This window comes from Snodgrassella sp. W8124, assembly GCF_016100875.1.
Taxonomy (GTDB): Bacteria; Pseudomonadota; Gammaproteobacteria; order Burkholderiales; family Neisseriaceae; genus Snodgrassella; species Snodgrassella alvi.
This window is the reverse complement of the sequence record NZ_JACFRP010000001.1, coordinates 1,726,205-1,745,413: the sequence shown is the minus strand read 5'-3', so window position 1 is coordinate 1,745,413 and position 19,209 is coordinate 1,726,205. Positions and strand designations below refer to the sequence as shown.

The following is a 19,209-nucleotide window of genomic DNA, read 5'->3' as shown; positions in this document are numbered from 1 at the left end:
ATGTACGATAACTTACTCAGTTTGGCGATTTGGCTGCCTGTAGTGGCTGGCGTCGCAGTGCTGGCTACCGGCTCAGACAAGCACGCAGGTATAGCCAGAGTGCTGGCCTTAATCGGGGCGCTGGTTTCTTTTCTCATAACCTTACCGCTGTTTTTTAAATTCGACCGTTTAAATGGCGGATTTCAGTTTAAAGAATTTCATGTCTGGATTGAGAGTCTCAACATCAACTATGCATTAGGTGTGGATGGATTGTCAGTTCTGTTTGTGATTCTGAACAGTTTTACTACTTTACTGGTTGTTCTGGCCGGCTGGCAGGTAATCCAGAAACGGCCTGCGCAGTATATGGCCGCTTTCCTGATTATGTCAGGACTGATTAATGGCGCATTTGCAGCAATGGATGCCATCGTATTCTATGTATTCTTCGAAGGCATGCTGATTCCGATGTATCTGATTATCGGTATCTGGGGTGGTCCGAGACGGGTATATGCATCAATCAAATTCTTTCTGTATACCTTAATGGGTTCATTACTGATGCTGGTTGGTTTTGTCTATCTGTCTAATCAGACCGGCAGTTTTTCTATTGAAGCATGGCACAATATCAAGCACCTTGCGATGACGGCGCAAATTCTGCTGTTTATCGCTTTTTTCCTGTCTTTTGCGGTTAAAGTGCCGATGTGGCCGGTGCATACATGGTTGCCGGATGCTCACGTAGAAGCGCCGACCGGTGGTTCAATGGTACTGGCGGCAATTACTCTGAAAATAGGTGGTTACGGATTCCTGCGCTTTATTCTGCCTATTTTGCCGGATGCAGCACGTTATATTGCGCCGGTAATCATCGTGCTCAGTCTGGTGGCGGTAATTTACATCGGTATGGTGGCACTGGTACAAACTGATATGAAAAAACTGGTGGCGTACTCTTCCATCAGCCATATGGGATTTGTCACTTTAGGCTTTTTCCTGTTTACCGGCGGCTATCTGAATGACTGGGCCTTTAAAGGTGCCATTATGCAGATGATTTCGCACGGTTTTGTTTCAGCCGCTATGTTTATGAGTATCGGTGTGATGTATGACCGGATGCACACCCGCGATATTTCAGCTTACGGCGGTGTTGTAAACAGTATGCCGGTATTTGCTTCTTTCATGCTGTTCTTTGCTATGGCTAATGCCGGTTTGCCCGGTACATCAGGATTTGTAGGCGAATTTATGGTCATTGTCGGTGCCGTGAAAACCAATTTCTGGGTTGGTGCACTGGCGGCGTTAACCCTGATTTATGGTGCAGCATATACCTTGTGGATGTTTAAACGGGTTGTTTTTGGTGCCATCAAAAATCCGGAAGTTGCGCAATTAAAAGATGTAAACAAACGCGAACTGCTAATTCTGGTGATTCTGGCTGTAGCGGTACTGGGATTTGGTTTGTATCCGGAACCGTTTATCGCTGTCGTGCATCAGGCAGCAAATGATTTGATAGTCCAAGCGGCACAAAGCAAACTGTAAGGAAATGTGAATGAACTGGACAGATTTAACAATATTTCCCGCTGCACCGGATATGGTGCTGACTGTAGTACTGTTTACAGTATTGCTGGTGGACTTATGGCTTAATGACCGACAACGCTGGATAACCTGTACCCTGTCAGTTATCGGTCTGATACTGACCGCCGCGGTACAGTGTCTGGTATGGAAAGAACAGCCGCAATATGCCTTCCATGATATGTTTGTACTGGACGGCATGGCTCAACTGGCCAAGTTATGCATGTATGTACTGGTTATTGCCTTGTTTATTTACAGCCAGACTTATCTGCGTGCTAAACATATTTATCAGGGTGAATTCTATACGCTAACCCTGTTTGCACTGCTGGGCATGAATATTATGGTTTCAGCCAGCCACTTCCTGACTTTATATGTCGGGCTGGAGCTGCTTTCGCTGGCGCTTTATGCTTTAATTGCCTTGCAGCGCGATAGTGGCCGTGCTGCTGAAGCTGCATTGAAGTATTTTGTGCTTGGTGCACTGGCCTCAGGTTTACTGTTATACGGTATTTCACTGATATACGGTGCAACAGGTACATTACAGCTGCAGCAGGTGCTTGCTGCCAGCCAGGAAACAACCAATCCGTGGTTATTGAAACTCGGGCTGGTATTTATTGTTGCCGGTATTGTATTTAAACTGGGTGGTGTACCATTTCATATGTGGGTGCCGGATGTGTATCAGGGTGCGCCGACTGCAGTCGCTGCACTGGTGGGTACAGCACCGAAAATTGCGGCTACAGTCTTCGCTTTCCGTATCCTGGTTTACGGTCTGCTGACTCAGTGGGAAAGCTGGCGTGAATTACTGTTGCTGCTGGGTATTGCCTCACTGTTTATGGGTAATCTGGCTGCTATCATGCAAACCAACATTAAACGTATGCTTGGTTTTTCAACAGTAGCCCATATGGGTTTCATTATGCTGGCTCTTCTGTCCGGTCAGTCTGGCTGTGCTGCAGCTATGTATTATGCAATAACCTATGCTTTAATGGCCTCTGTAGCGTTTGCTATTCTGGTTCTGCTCTCCGGCAAGGATGTTGAATGCCAGAATATCAGTGATCTTGCCGGTCTGAATCAGAAAAATGCATGGTATGCATTTTTAATGCTGCTGGCGATGTTTTCAATGGCCGGTATTCCGCCATTGATGGGCTTTTATGCCAAGCTGGCCGTTATTAAAGCGTTATTGGCCAGCGGCTATCTGTGGGTTTCTGTGTATGCAGTAATAATGTCGCTGATTGGTGCTTTCTATTATCTGCGTGTGGTTAAAACCATCTATTTCGATAGTCCGGATTCTGTTGCTGAACCGGCATTCAATATGACTTTTCTTGGTAAAATCGTTTTATCTGTTAACGGTTTATTATTGCTGTTATGGGGTATTTTGCCTGATGGAGTAATGAACTGGTGTGTACAGGCATTACTGCATAGTTAATCTGAATTTATTCTTTCAACAGCAGCCACTACGGCTGCTGTTTTTATAACAGCCGTACACACTTATCAAAACAAATGCGCACAGGTAAAATAACTGTTCAACCGTTGACATAACAACTGCATAATAAGCATGAATAACTCAGAATTTGATATCTGCCAGACTGAATGTGTGGTAGTAAAAGTAGGTTCCAGTCTGGTGACCAATGGCGGACATGGGGTAGATCAGAATATTCTGAATAACTGGGCACAGCAGATTGCGCAATTACGTGCACATGGTATTCAGGTAGTACTGGTATCTAGTGGTGCTATTGCAGAAGGTATGAAACGGCTGGGCTGGCAGGTACGTCCCAAAGCAATTAATGAATTACAGGCTGCCGCCGCAGTGGGGCAAATGGGACTGGCTCAGGCATACGAGATTGCGTTTGAATCACTGCATATCCGGACAGCACAGATTTTGCTGACACATGATGACTTGAGTCACCGTACCCGCTATTTAAATGCTCGTAGTACTATCCGCACTCTGCTGGAGCAGGGAGTAGTACCGATTATTAATGAAAATGATACAGTTACCATTGATGAAATCAAACTTGGCGATAATGATACCCTTGGTGCTCTGGTAACTAACCTGATTGAAGCTGATGTACTGATTATTCTGACAGATCAGAATGGTCTGTATGACAGAGATCCGCGTAAGCATACTGAAGCTAGATTGATTCATAAAATTGCTGCCAATCATCCAGACCTGGAAAGTATGGCCGGCGGAGCAGGCAGCAGCGTGGGCACCGGAGGTATGTATACCAAAGTACTGGCTGCAAGACGGGCTGCTTTAAGCGGTGCTGCAACCTGTATCGCCAACGGGCATGCTGAAAATGTATTAGTCCGGTTACTTGAAGGCGCACAAACGGGTACTTTATTTACCCCGGCCGGTAGCCGGTTGAGCGCACGCCAGCAATGGTTACTTGGGCAGGTACAACTGGCTGGTAAGTTAACCGTTGATGAGGGTGCGGAACAGGCACTGAAAACACAGCACTCCAGTCTGCTGGCTATCGGTTGTGTTGCTGTCAGTGGTCATTTTGATCGTGGCGCATTAGTGGCAGTATGTAATCAGGCCGGTAAAGAAATTGCCCGCGGACTGGTTAATTATAATGATCATGAAATTGGGCGTTTATTGCGGCAGCCGTCTCAGGCTATAGAAGAATTATTGGGCTATGTGGCAGAACAGGAACTGATCCATCGGGATAATATGGTATTACGTCGTGATTGAAGCGGATATTGAAAAATTCTGCCAAATCCGATAAAGAGATAATATTTACCAGCAGGCTGTAAGCTTAAACAGCAACCAATCTAAGATTTGTTTTTAATAAAGCAGATTAAAGTAGCCTGATAAATATATATACCATCATTAAATTTGTCTGTGTTATCAAAAAGTGCCGTTTTCAGTATCAGGTAAATTTATAGATATCTGAGCATAATCTGCCATGTAGACAGATTGCCACTATAAAGGTAGTAAATATCTTCTCAGGCTATGGATGCTGAGTTTATCGCTATGGTGCGATTATTACATGACAGAATCATAATAACAAATGTCTCCAGTTTTTGAATCAATAATTTTCATGTAACCACCTGTAAGTATTTCTCCTTCTGTGAAAAAACTAGGTTTGCTTATTAACACCACTTTACCCTCGAGCTGATGTCTCCAATATAAATATCCATCTTTAGTAATTTTATAATTCTTATCGTCAAGTCCAATGATACCGTATTTGCAGGAACATTTTAATTTCGGTTCTCCAGAATGTGACTCACACCTATCGGGTCGCCAGGCAAACTTCACTAATATATTCTGATAAGTTGTATCATACAAATAATGTTTGGCAAATTTCCAGGCACATGTCAAAGGAAGAAATAAAATAAAAGCCATAAGCAGAATATAAAGTAACTTATTTATAATATACTTTTTTCTGTTAGATTTTTGCTTATTCATCTAGATTAGTAAGTTATTGTCAAATAGATAATATATCATTAATAAAAAATTATTAGTCATAACTACCATCAAAATTAATGTAGTGTTGCGCCTGATCAACTAAACCGGTGCTGATTTTATTAGTGCTATAAATAAATTATTTAGAATAAATTCATACTAACCAATTAATTTTTTCTTTCTACACTAAAAGAAAATCAGCGGATGCTGAAATTATGAGCTAGGAATTAATATTAAATCCGGAATAATGCATAATATTGAATTGTTTTAAGTAATATAAAATGAAAAAGATGGTATTCCTGCATATTGGTTATTCTGCATATTTCAGAATAACCAATATGATTGTATTGTTTTTTACAAAGAAAAAGATTCAGTTTGGAAATAATTACCAGTTTCTTTATTTATTGCGCCTTACCAGTTAATCTTTAATCCAACAGAACCATTTACCGGCGCTTTGGTATGTGCATTACCACCATTAGACCATGTATGGCCGATTTCACCATAAGCTTTTACTTTGTTTGTAATATCGTAAGTACCGCCAATTGCCAGCTCAGTGCTGGCATGAGAGGCACCGGCATTTAATCTGGTTGTGGCTACATTAGTAACGTAACTGGTATGGTCGGCACCATCAGGTGAGTAAAAGAAATTTACCCGGGCATAGGGTCGCAGACTTCCTTTATTCAGTTGATAGCTGCCTTCGAGTCTTCCGCCAAGGCGGAAGAGCCAGGCATTATTGTGTCCGTGACTGACTGTAGTACGTCCGCTGATATCAGAATCATTTAAATCTAGCCACTGATGAATAATCTGAGCCTGCGGTTCAAGCTTCCAGTTGCTGCTGCCCAGAGTAAACGGCTGACCTATTTCTACTGAAGCCGTAACGCCATGACCTTTTTGTTTGCCGGTCGGATTGTTATCCGGTTTAATATCAACATGATGGCGGGCACCCTGTATTACAAAATCTGCATAAGCACCATTTTCACGGGTGTAATTACCATATGCGCCGATAAAGTAAGATTTGGTTGTGTTTTTACCTGCTCTGGTATCAATACCGCTGGTAAAGCCGTCGACATCGAGATTGCCGTGCAGATAGCCGACATATCCACCGGCACGCCAGCCATTGTTGCTCCAGATATCACTGCCCAGTTGTAAACCGGCATAATTACCGGTAGTACGGGCATTGGCCGGCCCATTTTGCTGAATATCTGTACGGCTGGCAATCACTCTGCCCCAGCTCATACGTTCATCAGGCAGAGGAGTAGAACCGATACGCTGATGCATATTAGCGAGCATAAGGCTGTCGGCCTGTCGTAACTGAGAGGCAACTGCGGCAAATAATGGTACTTCTTTACGGTATAGCGGTCTGAGTTTTGATGGTTTAGTTGTCGTACCACTATCGCCAGAGCTGCCGTTACCGGCGTTATTGCCACCGGCGTTATTGCCACCGGAGTTGTTACCACCAGAGTTGTTACCACCAGAGTTATTGCCGCCGGAATTATTGCCGCCGGAATTATTGCCACCGGAATTATTGCCACCGGAATTATTGCCACCAGAATTATCGCCACCGGAGTTATCATCACCCGGGTTTGTTTGCTTTTGAGAGCGTAAATACCAGTTATTCCCGTTTTGCTGCAAATCACCTTTAAACAAATGGTATTCATATGCACCTCTGTCTAAATGATCGCCTTCCAGTGCAAAAGCATCCCCAGTACTGTTACCGTTAACTTGGACTAATTCAATGCCATTAGTATTTCCGGTATCGCCGCCAAGACCATCAATGCTGGCAAACCTGATGGTGGTTTTACCTGTCACATTACCCTGAACAGTCAGTTTATCGGCAGTATTGTCAGCAATGCTGTCATTATCTTTTAAAGCAGAATTAAGTTTCAGATCCAGAGTCAGTTTACCGCCATTACCCTGATAATTTCCGTTAATCGTTAAATTGTCTCCGGTGAAATTACTATGGAGATTAATATTGCCTGAGTTAAACACATCGCCATTAATCTGTGCCTGTCTTAGAGAGTCGATAAGATTGACTGTGGTACCATTCCCGATATTAAGCTGATTAGTATTCAAATCTCCGCTCAGGGTGAGGGTACTGTTTTGAGCAAGATTGATTTTTTCCCAGTTAAGAATGGCAATATTTCCGGCAGTACCATTATTATTTCCGGTGGTTGAACCGGTTAATGACTGATTAATATTCAGTGTATCAGTCATTCCGTCATTACTGCTGGTATCGTCCCCACCATCGACTACAGTAATATTACTGATATTGGCTCCGCGATTGATGAAAAGAGTATCACTACCGTTACCCAGCTCAATTCGTCCGATGACGTTTGAACCGCTATTCAGCGTAACATTGGCATTACCATCACCATCACGAATAGCCAGACCAGAAGCTGCTGAAACTTTGGTACCGGTCTTAAGGGTAATAGTTGTTTTACTGTTTGGTTTATCATCAACAAAAATACCTGCTTCCGTACCCCCAGTTATTGGATTGACCAGGGTAAGTGTAGTACTACCTGAACCAGAATTGTGTACCTTAATGCCGCTGGTTCCTCCGCTAATTGCACCTCCCGATCGAATGATGATACCTCCAGCCTGTTCCCCGTTTTCAGCCCAGATTCCGTATCCCCTTATGGCTGTAATTGGCCCGTTAGAAGTAATTTCTGTGTCACCGAGAGCATGATTATTTGCAACGATACCATTAGTACCGGCATTGATAATAAGTGATTTGATGTTCAGCCCGTTAGCCTGATTTGTATTGGTTACGCTGATACCGGTATTTTTATCTGCTGTTACTGATGCCTGATTGACAATTCTGGTTTCGCCTGTTCCATTATTGGTTGCATATATACCGTTATCTGTACCGGATATAACGTTAGTATTTATAGTCAGACCCTTTGTATTATTGCCATTATTAACAAAGATTCCGTTACCGGATGTAGCGGAAATATTACCTTCAGACGTAATTTCAGTAGAATCTGTACCAGAATTGATAGCGAAAATACCGGTATTTGTACCTTGAACACTTTTACTGGTAACAGTTAATTTCTCACCATGATTTTCTGTATAAATACCATTACCATTATTTGCATATACATCGCCGTTAGTGGTAATGGTTGTAGAACCTTTACCACTATTGTATGCATAAATACCGTTGGTATTGCCTTTTACGGTATCTTTGGTTGTAATAGCTATGTTTTTGGCTGATACATTCGCATTATTAACCCAGATAGCATCGGTAGTGCCTGATTCAATAACTTGGTTAACGATAAGTGTCGCTGATCCTATACCATTGTTGTATGCGTAAATGCCATGTGCTTTACCAATAATAGCTCCGGTAGTAATAAATAAATCTTTTGCTGCAGTATTATTCATAGCATAAATGGCATCATCATTATCAGATATAATGGTGCCATTAGCTGTTATTTGTGTGGAACCGCTGCCTCCGTTATAAATGCTAATACCTTTGCGCTGTTTGCTATGAATAGAGGCTGTTGAAAGTTTAGCATCGGTGCCTGCATTATTAATATAAATACCACTGACAGAGTCAGATAACATATCTTGGGTGGCATTAATGATAATCGCACCTGTCTGGCTATTATTTGTTGCATCAATGTTGGTGATGTTTTTATTGTTTGCGTTTACGGTTAAATTTCCTGCGCCATTTTGATTAACGATGGTAAGTGTCTGATTTAATTCATCGGTAGATGTATTGATAGTCTGACTGGAAGGATCCCGGTTTTCAATACGGTTATTGCTGATAGTGGTATCAGCATATGTACTGATACCAGGTGTATTTAACCTGAATGTTGTACAAAATTTGCTGTTTTGAAACGAAAGCGGACATTGTGCATAAGTCAGACCAGAGGTTGCTATGCCGATACCTATAATGCTTACCAGCCTGAGCTGTGCTGCTTTACCCACTTTACGGGCTAGTTCTGAGGTAACAACGTATGCTTGTACTTGTGCATTCCAGATAAGTTTGTAGATTTTATTCATATTGATAAAATAGTCAGGTTAAAAAATAATGATGCTTTAGTTACAGCAATTAGTTACACAATCATTTAATCGGACATTAAGAAATAAGACATATCCAGTATTAATTCGACAATAAAAAATCAATTAAGTCAAAAATTTAACTATTTGATAATTAATAAAAAAATGTTATTATTTGTTAGTTATATAAATAATAATAATGATTAAATAAAATAAAAAAATTAGGATTTCTATGAGGTATGGCAAATAACTGAAGCCTTAGCCTGATATTTTATGTTTATGGTATATTTATCTATATTAATATATTTGTTGAAATGTATGTTTTAGTAAGCGGATTTGGGAGTAAACAGTTATATTTTATGAATATGGAATTAGATTAAAATAATAATCAGATAATTTAAATCTTTGATTTGTTGTAAATTGGTTTCAAAAGTATCTGCAGTATTTTTAATAACGTTATCATTATACCCGTAGAACAACGTAACCGGTTACATATTATTTAGTAAATGCAGACGGCTGAAGATTTATAGTAAACTGATTGAGAAAATCATACTATTAATCACGATAAATCAAAATTTATTAATTACTGATGTTCATAATAAGAAATTAAATGGTGGAGTTTGCTCAATACAATTAATATGGGATGGCTGTGTATATTGCTTCTTAATGTATTGTAAGCTTATATTGTATTGCTAGCCTTGCAATAGTCAGTCCGGCACTCAATGTAGGCAACAGAATGTTGTGGCACAGGTTTTGGCTGAGTTGCTGGCTTTATATTTTCTTAATCTGTCACAATAGATAATTAATCTGGTCAGGAAATATATATGGCAGAAGTTATGGTATTGGTTGTAGAAGATGAAGCTGCAATTTCTACCCTGATTCAATTTACTCTCGAGCAGGCCGGCTTTGTTGTTCAATGTGTACCTAGTGTAGAAGCAGCACAGCCGTTATTGCAATCCAGGCTGGCTGACATGCTGCTAGTGGACTGGATGTTACCCGGACTTTCCGGTCTTGATTTTATCCGGCAGCTGAGAAATGATATTCGCAGTCGTGATTTACCTATTATTCTATTAACAGCACGCGGTGAAGAAACAGATAAAGAGCAGGGGCTGAATCTGGGTGCAGATGACTATATTACTAAACCTTTCTCACCACGAGAACTGATTGCGCGAATTAATGCACTTTTGCGCCGGCGTGCACCGCAAAAAACCAGCGTACCACTGCGTATTTATGGTCTGGAACTCGATCCGCAGCAGCAGCGTGTACAAGTAAACGGACAAACCATTTCTTTCGGACCCAGTGAATTTAAGTTATTACATTTCTTTATGACACATCCGGATCGTATATACACCCGCAGCCAGCTTCTTGATCTTGTATGGGGTGATCATGTGTTTGTTGAGGAGCGTACGGTAGATGTTCATATCCGCCGGTTAAGACGGGGACTTGAAACAGTGGGGCATGACCACCTTATACAAACAGTGCGTGGCAGCGGTTATCGCTTTTCACCATAGCCGGAATTACTTCTTAAATTTATCTTCTGTGAAATGACATGCTTCTGTCTGAACTGCGCCATCATTTATATTTAATACTGGCAACCGTGATAGTGGTTGTTGTAGCGTCATTGCTGGCTGGCGGCCTGCAATTCATGCTGATTAGCTTGTGCTGCCTGTTTTTTTTATGGTTGGCGGGTTACTGGTATCATTTATTTAAACTGGTCCGGTGGCTGGAAAGACCGAAATTACGTAATGTGCCACAGGGGATCGGGATCTGGAACAATATTTTCAATACTTTGATGCTACAGGCACGTAGCCGTAAAAAGCGCAAGCAGAAACTGGGTGTCGCCTTGTTACGCTTTAACCGCATTGCCGAAACTATACCAGAGGGCGTATTAATCCTCGGGCAGGATGGACATGTTCAGTGGCTGAACCATCTGGCTGCAATCCATCTGAATCTGGTTGCTGAACAAGACAATAACAGTATGCTAGCTGATCTGATTGAAAATAGTGATTTCCGGCGATTTCTGGATGAGCCGGCAACAGAGTCAGTGAATATAAAGCTTACACTTGAACATATAAATAGCGGATTACCACGAGTATTGAATATTATCCGTACTCCGTTTGACGAACAGGCAACACTGATTATTACTCAGGATATTACTGCTGCCGAACAATTAAATGCCACCAGAACGGCATTTGTGGCCAATGTTTCGCATGAGCTGCGTACTCCTTTAACTGTAATCAACGGCTTTCTGGAAACCTTAACGGATATGCCGGATTTGCCGCAGGAGCAGCGTCAATCATTTATTGCACTGATGAGTAAAGAAGGAATCCGCATGAATCACCTTCTGGCAGATTTATTAACCTTATCACGACTGGAAAATCAGATTACTGCATCTTTACGTAAACAATCATTGTGCCTGAGTACTCTGGTTGAGCAGGTAGTATATGAAGCTGAAATTTTGTCTGAAAATAAACATCATTTTATTTGTGAAATAGCTGCAGATATCTGGATAGAGGGGATTCAGCAGGATTTATATAATGCATTCAGTAATCTTCTGTTTAATGCTGTACGCTATACTCCGCAATGTGGAACTATAACTATCCGGCTCTATAGTGAACAAGACGAAAACAACTATCAGCAGACTGTATTTCAAGTGAGCGATACGGGTCCCGGTATCGCTGCGGAGCATATTCCTCATCTTACCGAACGCTTTTATCGTGTAGATTCAGGCCGCTCACGCGAAAGCGGGGGTACAGGTCTTGGGCTGGCCATTGCCAAACACGCTCTGGCAGAACATGGCGGCAAATTACAGATTGAAAGTATTACTGGGAAAGGCAGCTCTTTTAGTGCCATATTACCGCAAATGAATAATAGCAAAGTACTTGACAGCAGCCGCACTCCTGCCTAAAATGCGCGCTCTTGGGTCGTTAGCTCAGTCGGTAGAGCAGCGGACTTTTAATCCGTTGGTCGAGCGTTCGAATCGCTCACGACCCACCATTTTTCCTCCATATATTCTAATACTCTACGCATTTTATCGTTTCTTCCCTTGTATTATTTGTTGTGACAAAACTGTAACATTTTGATGTCATGATATTGTTAATCTTTAATGTAGGCTGGATTAAATGCTTCAGTACTAAATGAGCATATTTTTGCACCTATCTCTAGAGATTTCTAGCCACTCATATCTAATGCCATGCATTGAAACACCATCTTCAACTAGCCTGGTAGCCCATGTATGTCATGAATCATGCTGGCTGAATTCTCACTCAAAGCTTCTGCTGGTCATGTATTCCTGATTTCAGTGCTACCAGTAATAGTATTTCTAGATCCGAGCTGTTTAAGCTCATATTGTATTTTTTAAGTAATAATCAAAATTCGCTACACTTGTTTGTATGCCGTTTAACTACAGGTATGTCTACATTAGATACTTTAGCCTGTATCAATTTAAGAATGTCACCTTTAAATCTCTAAAATTTAAAAGATTTTTTCATATTAATTTTATAAATTCTTCAACTGAAATACCCATAACCTAATTCTCAGTTATAAAAATTTAAAAAATATATCGTTAAAATAGATAAGATAATTAAATTGATTTGAACTCAAAAAATTTGCTGATTTAAGTCTTTATTTCCTGAGTATTTTGAAAAATGATTAAAAAACAAATTAAGAATAAGGACTTTTAAACTAAATCCGCTCCCGCTCCGGATGGGCAACAGCCAGTAAAGCAGGGCTATTTGCCAGATACTGCTTATGCTGAAGAGCCGGAGAAGGCTAAATTACTGGTTTTTTATTATTTGAAGATTTCTGCTGGAATATGGTTCTGATTTGATTAATACAGTAGTTGGAATGATTAAGAATGATTAATTTTATCAGCTACTACTTTGACTAGAAAATTGGAACCTTTGTTACAGAGCAGTAGAACCGTAAAATTTATTAATAAGAATAATATTAAATATACCAAGTATAGACTGAATGTTGTATAAATAATTTCTTAATAATTAAAATTTAAAATTATATAAATAATTTGGTTGAAAATTTGATTTTTATAATAAACATATGTTAAAAATTATTTATATTTTAATTATGTAAATTGCGGAGAAATTATGCTAAAAATCAGTAGCAGATTTGCCATGCTTTTCTTATGCTTTTTTTCTCACAATCAGGATTTGCAAGAATCACAACTAATGCAAATGATCCGGAAGTGAAGTCAAAATGTGCAGATGGCACATATTCAACTTCAACCGGAAGGGGTACATGTTCTCATCATGGCGGGGTTGTTTATGATGATTTGCCAACAAGAAGAAAATCAAATAAAAAACCAAAAACTGAACAACCTAAAAATACTATTAAATGTAATGATGGAACTTCAACTAAAGCAGGAAAAGGGGCTTGTTCGCGACACGGTGGAATAGCACGATAGAAATTTAAGCAATAGTGTGAGAATAATATTTTTAAAGTAGTATTCTGCACTTAAAAATATTTAATTTTAAGAAAGGCTACTGCCGCTTTTATACAATTACTTAGGTTGCCTGTGCAACCTAAGTAATTAGTAAAAGTATAAAGAAATTTAAATCCTGATAAGTTTAATTAAAAGTACATCTAAAGCTGATTTAATGTGGATTCATTTTTACCATTGATTACCTGGTAAATAAATATCATTGTTAATTTTTAGCCTTCAATATCATAAACAATATTATTGTGTGATTGATGTTGAATTAAATCATTGCACAAATTTATCAAAAATTGCTTGCGCCTGTATAGTAAATTCAATATTAGAGATTTTAGATGTTAATTTACTGATAATTCTGGATCTGTTCTATATTAATTCTTATACAATTTTCTGGCTATTTGGGCAGATCGTTGCTGACGATTTAAGTTTGAATTGTAACAGCTTCCTTTAGAAAGTGTGAGCTGGTCTCCCATTGCGTTGTATCGCCTCAATAGGCTATTTTACTATTTATTTAGGAGCATTGCTTACGTATCCATATTTATGTATGGAATATGATATAGATTCTTTTCTTTAATGATTACTTCTCTATGCTGGCAGTGCGTAGTCGCACAGGGTATAACTTATTCACGCATTTTTCTGCAAAGTGAAAATGCTATACATATAAATCATTTTTATGTAGATTAAACCTATAAATAAAATTCATATACCATAAAATTACAATGATGTATATGTGAAATGGCAGTTCATCTGTTTGATATTCCTATATATGTAAGGCAAATAAATACTGATGATCTTTAACTGTAAAATTATTTTAATGCCATTCTTGATGGTATTTGGCAGTGCTCTGGCGGATATAGAGAGTACAATATTAAGTACTTCACGCTTTTTGCTGAGCTCGGTCTTTTAGGTTGCTTCCTATAATAAATTATCTATCTGGTGACGTATTTCTTTTATCTTGAATTTTCTCTTCATTCTGATTTTCCACGTCTGCTTCATCGTTCCGGCTGGATCAATTGAGTTGATCATGTATACCTTTTAATTCGTTGGTCGAGCGTTCGAATTGCTTATCACCCATCAATTATCTATTATATTAAAGATTTAACTAAATATTTTATAATATAAATTCATTATTATAATTTTCTTAATTTATCAATGACTATTTATTTTTGAATTGTCAGTTTGATGATTAGTCCTTTTTTGTCAAAATTTATATACTTAATTATAGTATTTGTAATCATTATTAAGTTGATTCTATATATTATAGAATATTTAGATTTATTAAAATCGTTTCTAACTATTTCAACACAATATTTTATTTTTCTGCTCATTAAATCTCAAAATTTTTTTATTAAAGAATAAAGAGTATTTATAAAGTTATACACTACTAAGCAATAAAATAATTTCATTTATCAAAATTTATAATTAAATTTATTGAATTCAATAAATTAATGATGTAAATTACATTTTACTCTCTATTTTTCCACTATTTTATTCTTTATTCGGTGAAATTATTTTTAATGAGATAAATATAATGTCATTTGTCATAAAAATACAACTTAATAAATATAAATATTTTAAAACAATATAATTTTACCTATGACCAAAAAAATACCTAATTTTGTCTATATAGGACAATTAATTACTAAAGTAATAAAGTGTTAAATTTAAAATGCATTATATTTGAGTTTCGTTAACTTAACTTAATTTATTAAAGATTGATTGCCAAATGAATAAAATATACAAACTGATTTGGAATGCCAGAGAACAGGCTTATGTTGTGACTTCTGAGTTGGCTCGCAAAAGCGGGAAAGTAGTGGGAGCCAAGGTTGTCACAACAGTGATTGGTGCACTGGCTTTAACTGCAAATGTAGCTCAGGCTCAGTGTGTTTCTACTTCGGAGTAAAATCAAATATGTACTAATGCAGCAGAGAAAGTTGTCATTTCAGATCGGGACAGACCTGATGGCAAGGATATTGCATTCATTGGTATTCCTTCCGATGATCCAATTACTTCACAGGAAGGGGTTTTTGACGTTCTTGGTTTGGCAGATGGTCAAAATATAAGAGTTGAAAGCGAGCGTACCGGCCAGAAAGGTAGTCTTTGGGGAATAAACTCCGGAACAGGCGAAACAACAGTTGATATTTCCGGAGATGTCATTTCATCAGGTAATGAAATGATACCAGGTGATACAGATACGCCAAAATTTGACGATGCTGTTTCAATAACCAATTCTGAAGATGCTACCAATTTGACTGTAAACCAGACTGCAAGCAGCAGTACTATTAAGGGTGAAAATATTGGTATTACAACTTCTAATAGCGGTAAAGGATCTACCAATATAAATGTTGCTGGTACGGTACAAGCTAAGGCGGGTATTTATGCAGATAATGGGCAAAACTCAAAAGCAATTAATATTACTCAGGCTGAAACAGGCAATATTGAAGGTTCAGTTAATGGAATCGTGGTGAATAATCAGGGTATTGATGCTATCAATATCAATATTAGCGGAAATGTTACAGGTAAAGGAACGGGAACCGGATCAGTACCTGTGGATACTGATGATACCATAGATCCGATGAATCCGAATGGTGACATATTTAATACTGGTAGTGGAATTATTGCTGAAAATCAAGAAAATGCGACTGATATCAATATTTATCAATTAAAAGAAAGCAGTAAAATTCAGGGTACAGCAACAGGCATCAGTGCGGTAAATTCTAGTACCGGATCTACAACTATTAGCACAGTGGGTACGGTGATTGCAGATGGACCGGAGAAGAATGGTACAGGCATTTCTGTTTTCAATGGTGAAACAGCGAATGCAATCAATATTACTCAGACAAAAGGTAGTATTGAAGGTAAAGAAACCGGAATTGCTGCGACAAATTTAGGTAAAGGTGATACCGAAATCACAACCGGAGGTGATGTAACAGGTACTAGTGGTGCTGGTATACAGGCAACTAATATTGACTGGGCGGATTCTGGTGAGAAAAGAGGTATAGCAGTAAATCAGACCAGAGGAAGCATTACTGGCGGTACTGATGGTATCAGTGCAATAAATACGACCGGCGGAGCAGTATCAGTGGAAACATCCGGTCAGGTAACAGGTAATGCCGGTGCAGGTATTCTGGCGGTTTCAGGTATAGCTCCTGTTTCAGAGGTTGATGAAAACGCAGATAATGTAAGCATAGATGATTGGTACAATAGTCAGAAATTAGCTGGCAAAAACATTGCAGATAGTAGTCTGGCTTCATCTGAGGGGATTAATGTTATCCAGAAAGATAAAGATGGAGATATAACTGGTTTTAATAGTGGTATTGAAGTTAATAATTATGGATCAGGTGCTACTAATATTGAAATTAACGGAAAGGTAAAGGCAACCAGTACTGAAACAGTATTAGAAGATTCTAACGATTTAAATAGTAGCAAATACAATACTAGTAACGGAATTATTGTTTCAAATGGTGCTAATACAACTGATATCAATATTAATCAAAAAGACAGCAGTGAAATTCGGGGAGGCGCAGCAGGCATCAGTACTGTAAATTCCGGTACCGGATCTACAACTATTAACACAGCAGGTACAGTGATTGCAGACGGACCGGGAATAAATGGTACCGGCATTTCTGCTTACAATGGTGAAACAGCGAATGCAATCAATATTACTCAGACAACAGGTAGTATTGAAGGTAAAGAAACCGGAATTGTTGCGACAAATTTAGGTAAAGGTGATACCAAAATCACAACCGGAGGTAATGTAACGGGTACTAGTGGTGCTGGTATACAGGCAACTAATATTGACTGGGCGGATTCTGGTGAGAAAAACAGCATAGCAGTAAATCAGACCGGAGGAAGCATTACTGGCGGTACTGATGGTATCAGTGCAATAAATATGACCGGCGGTGCTGTGTCAATAGAAACGTCAGGTAAGGTGGCGGGTGGTACCGGTGCAGGCATCTCTACCAATGGTTTACCAGCTTCAAACAGTAGTATTATCCTTAATAAGGGAGCAGATGTTTCTGCTGCATCAGGTATTGCAATTGAAGATGGCGATAGCAACTCCTTAGTTACTATTAATAGCGGAGCAAAAGTAACCGGTAATATTAATCTGGGTCATGGTAGTGATATTCTCACTATCAATAATGGTGCTGATATTACTGGTCTTACTATGCTGGACGGCGGCAATGATATAGATAATGGTAAAGACAGCAGTAATGACCAACTCTACCTTAATACTAATCTTCGCGGTTCTTCTACCAGTAATAGTGCAGGTGATGCTGGTATTGTTAACTGGGAAAATATCCATCTTGGACAATCAGCCAGACTAACTCTAACCGGTGACCTTAATACACAAAACCTGAATATCGGATCTGGGGCGGAAGTACAACTTGATAAGATTGACAATTCTTCCGGTAAGAACGAAGTTGCTATTTCAGGTAATGTAAACAATGCCGGTAATATTAATCTGGTTAACGATAATGTTGGTGACCGTCTGACCATTCAGGGTGACTATCATGGTGAAAAGGGTAGTAAACTGCTTCTGGAAGTAACACCTGAGCAAAATAATGCTGATAAATTACATATCGGTGGAAATGCGAGTGGTGAGACAGCCATTGATCTAACTGAAGTTAGTGGTTTGGGTGCAAGTACAGCCGGTACAAATGGCATTGAAATTGTCTCCGTTGATGGTACTGCTGATGGCGATATTTTCACATTACTGCGCGATCATGTTGACGCCGGTGCATATGAGTACAGGCTGCAAAAAAGTGAAGATAATAAATGGAATCTTTACTCTGAAAAAATGCAGGAAACCGGTACAAAAACAACTTATCGTAGAGAAGTACCTTTATATAGTGCAGTTAGTGCCCAGTTACATCAGGCAGACAGTCTGATGCTCGGTGATATGCATAAGCGTATTGGTGCTACTCCTACTCCTGATGAACGGATGAGCTGGGGCAGAGTAATTGCTAATCGTAGCGATATTCGTCAGAATGGAACAGCTAATACCCGTAGTAAAGGTAACTATTCCGGTTTGCAGGTTGGTAGCGATATCTGGAGCAATAATGGTCTGCGTATTGGTGGCTACTTAGGTTATTTACATGGAAATCTTGATGTAAATGGTTTTGCCAGCGGCATTAATGGTAAGGTTGGTAAAAATAGTACTAAATCTTATTTCCTGGGTGCTTATGGTAATTACACCCGAGATAATGGTGCCTATATGGATGTTGTATTACAGGGTGCACGCCATAATGTAGATATCAAACCTGATGGCACCTCAAATAGTAAGCAAAAAGGTCATGGTGTTACTGCTTCTATTGAGGTCGGTCAGCCATTTGCTATTGGTAGCAGCAGCTGGAAATTTGAACCTCAGGCACAGATTATTCATCAATGGCTGGATTTAAATGATACTGATATCAGTGGTAATACCACGGTTAAACAGGATCATGATAATGCGTGGTTATTCCGTCTGGGCGGTCGTCTGGAAGGTAATTATCAGGTAAATAAAGGTGTGCTCCATCCTTATGCCCGGGTTAATTTCTTCTACTCACCAAATGGTGCAAATCACACTACCTTTAAAACAAAGGCAGCATCAACTACATTGAATGCCGGTGCTTCGCATGCTAATACTGAAATGGCTATTGGTGGTAGCTATGATATTACCGACAAGGTGAAAGCTTATGGTGAAATTGGCCATACATGGTCTAATGGCGGAGATTCACATGTGAAATCACCTGTAAATGGTTCTGTAGGATTAAAGGTTAACTGGTAATAAAGTTGTGATAATTTAATCAAAACAGGGTTGATCGTTTATGATTCAATCCTGTTTTTTTATTAA

9 protein-coding genes and 1 tRNA gene are annotated in these 19,209 nt (G+C 39.2%); 9 read left to right on the top strand and 1 reads right to left on the bottom strand.

Going from position 1 to position 19,209, the window contains the following annotated elements; translation table 11 throughout:
• The 3 genes from H3U73_RS07770 (at window position 1) to proB (ending at window position 4,210) form a co-directional block, all read left to right on the top strand.
• Window positions 1–1,494, top strand: coding sequence for an NADH-quinone oxidoreductase subunit M (locus H3U73_RS07770; protein ID WP_084550434.1), 1,494 nt, complete (start codon window positions 1–3; stop codon window positions 1,492–1,494).
• Window positions 1,495–1,504: 10 nt separating this feature from the next.
• Window positions 1,505–2,947 (top strand): NADH-quinone oxidoreductase subunit NuoN, encoded by a 1,443-nt coding sequence (gene nuoN, locus H3U73_RS07765; RefSeq protein WP_198190310.1) that lies wholly within the window; start codon window positions 1,505–1,507, stop codon window positions 2,945–2,947.
• Window positions 2,948–3,076: 129 nt separating this feature from the next.
• The gene (gene proB, locus H3U73_RS07760) at window positions 3,077–4,210 is read left to right on the top strand and encodes a glutamate 5-kinase (RefSeq protein WP_084550439.1); all 1,134 of its coding nucleotides are present in this window, start codon (window positions 3,077–3,079) and stop codon (window positions 4,208–4,210) included.
• Window positions 4,211–5,335: 1,125 nt separating this feature from the next.
• On the opposite strand, the gene H3U73_RS07755 is transcribed toward proB, so the two are convergent.
• Entirely contained in the window at window positions 5,336–8,926 is a 3,591-nt protein-coding gene (locus tag H3U73_RS07755; protein ID WP_198190309.1) for an autotransporter outer membrane beta-barrel domain-containing protein, read from the bottom strand.
• 821 nt (window positions 8,927–9,747) lie between these two features.
• Between H3U73_RS07755 and phoB the strand changes: the two genes are divergently transcribed.
• From phoB to H3U73_RS07725, 6 genes are all read left to right on the top strand, one after another.
• Window positions 9,748–10,434: a phosphate regulon transcriptional regulator PhoB gene (gene phoB, locus H3U73_RS07750; protein ID WP_084550449.1), complete on the top strand. Its 687-nt coding sequence runs from the start codon at window positions 9,748–9,750 to the stop codon at window positions 10,432–10,434.
• A gap of 38 nt (window positions 10,435–10,472) precedes the next feature.
• On the top strand, window positions 10,473–11,831 hold the full coding sequence (phoR, locus tag H3U73_RS07745) for a phosphate regulon sensor histidine kinase PhoR (RefSeq protein ID WP_084550452.1): 1,359 nt from the start codon (window positions 10,473–10,475) through the stop codon (window positions 11,829–11,831).
• A gap of 13 nt (window positions 11,832–11,844) precedes the next feature.
• Window positions 11,845–11,920, top strand: a tRNA-Lys gene (locus H3U73_RS07740).
• A 1,144-nt stretch (window positions 11,921–13,064) separates the two neighbouring features.
• Window positions 13,065–13,343, top strand: coding sequence for a DUF3761 domain-containing protein (locus H3U73_RS07735; protein WP_084549691.1), 279 nt, complete (start codon window positions 13,065–13,067; stop codon window positions 13,341–13,343).
• A gap of 1,756 nt (window positions 13,344–15,099) precedes the next feature.
• Entirely contained in the window at window positions 15,100–15,276 is a 177-nt protein-coding gene (locus H3U73_RS07730; RefSeq protein ID WP_084550124.1) for an ESPR domain-containing protein, read from the top strand.
• A 138-nt stretch (window positions 15,277–15,414) separates the two neighbouring features.
• Window positions 15,415–19,143: an autotransporter outer membrane beta-barrel domain-containing protein gene (locus H3U73_RS07725; protein ID WP_198190308.1), complete on the top strand. Its 3,729-nt coding sequence runs from the start codon at window positions 15,415–15,417 to the stop codon at window positions 19,141–19,143.
• Window positions 19,144–19,209 lie beyond the last annotated feature (66 nt).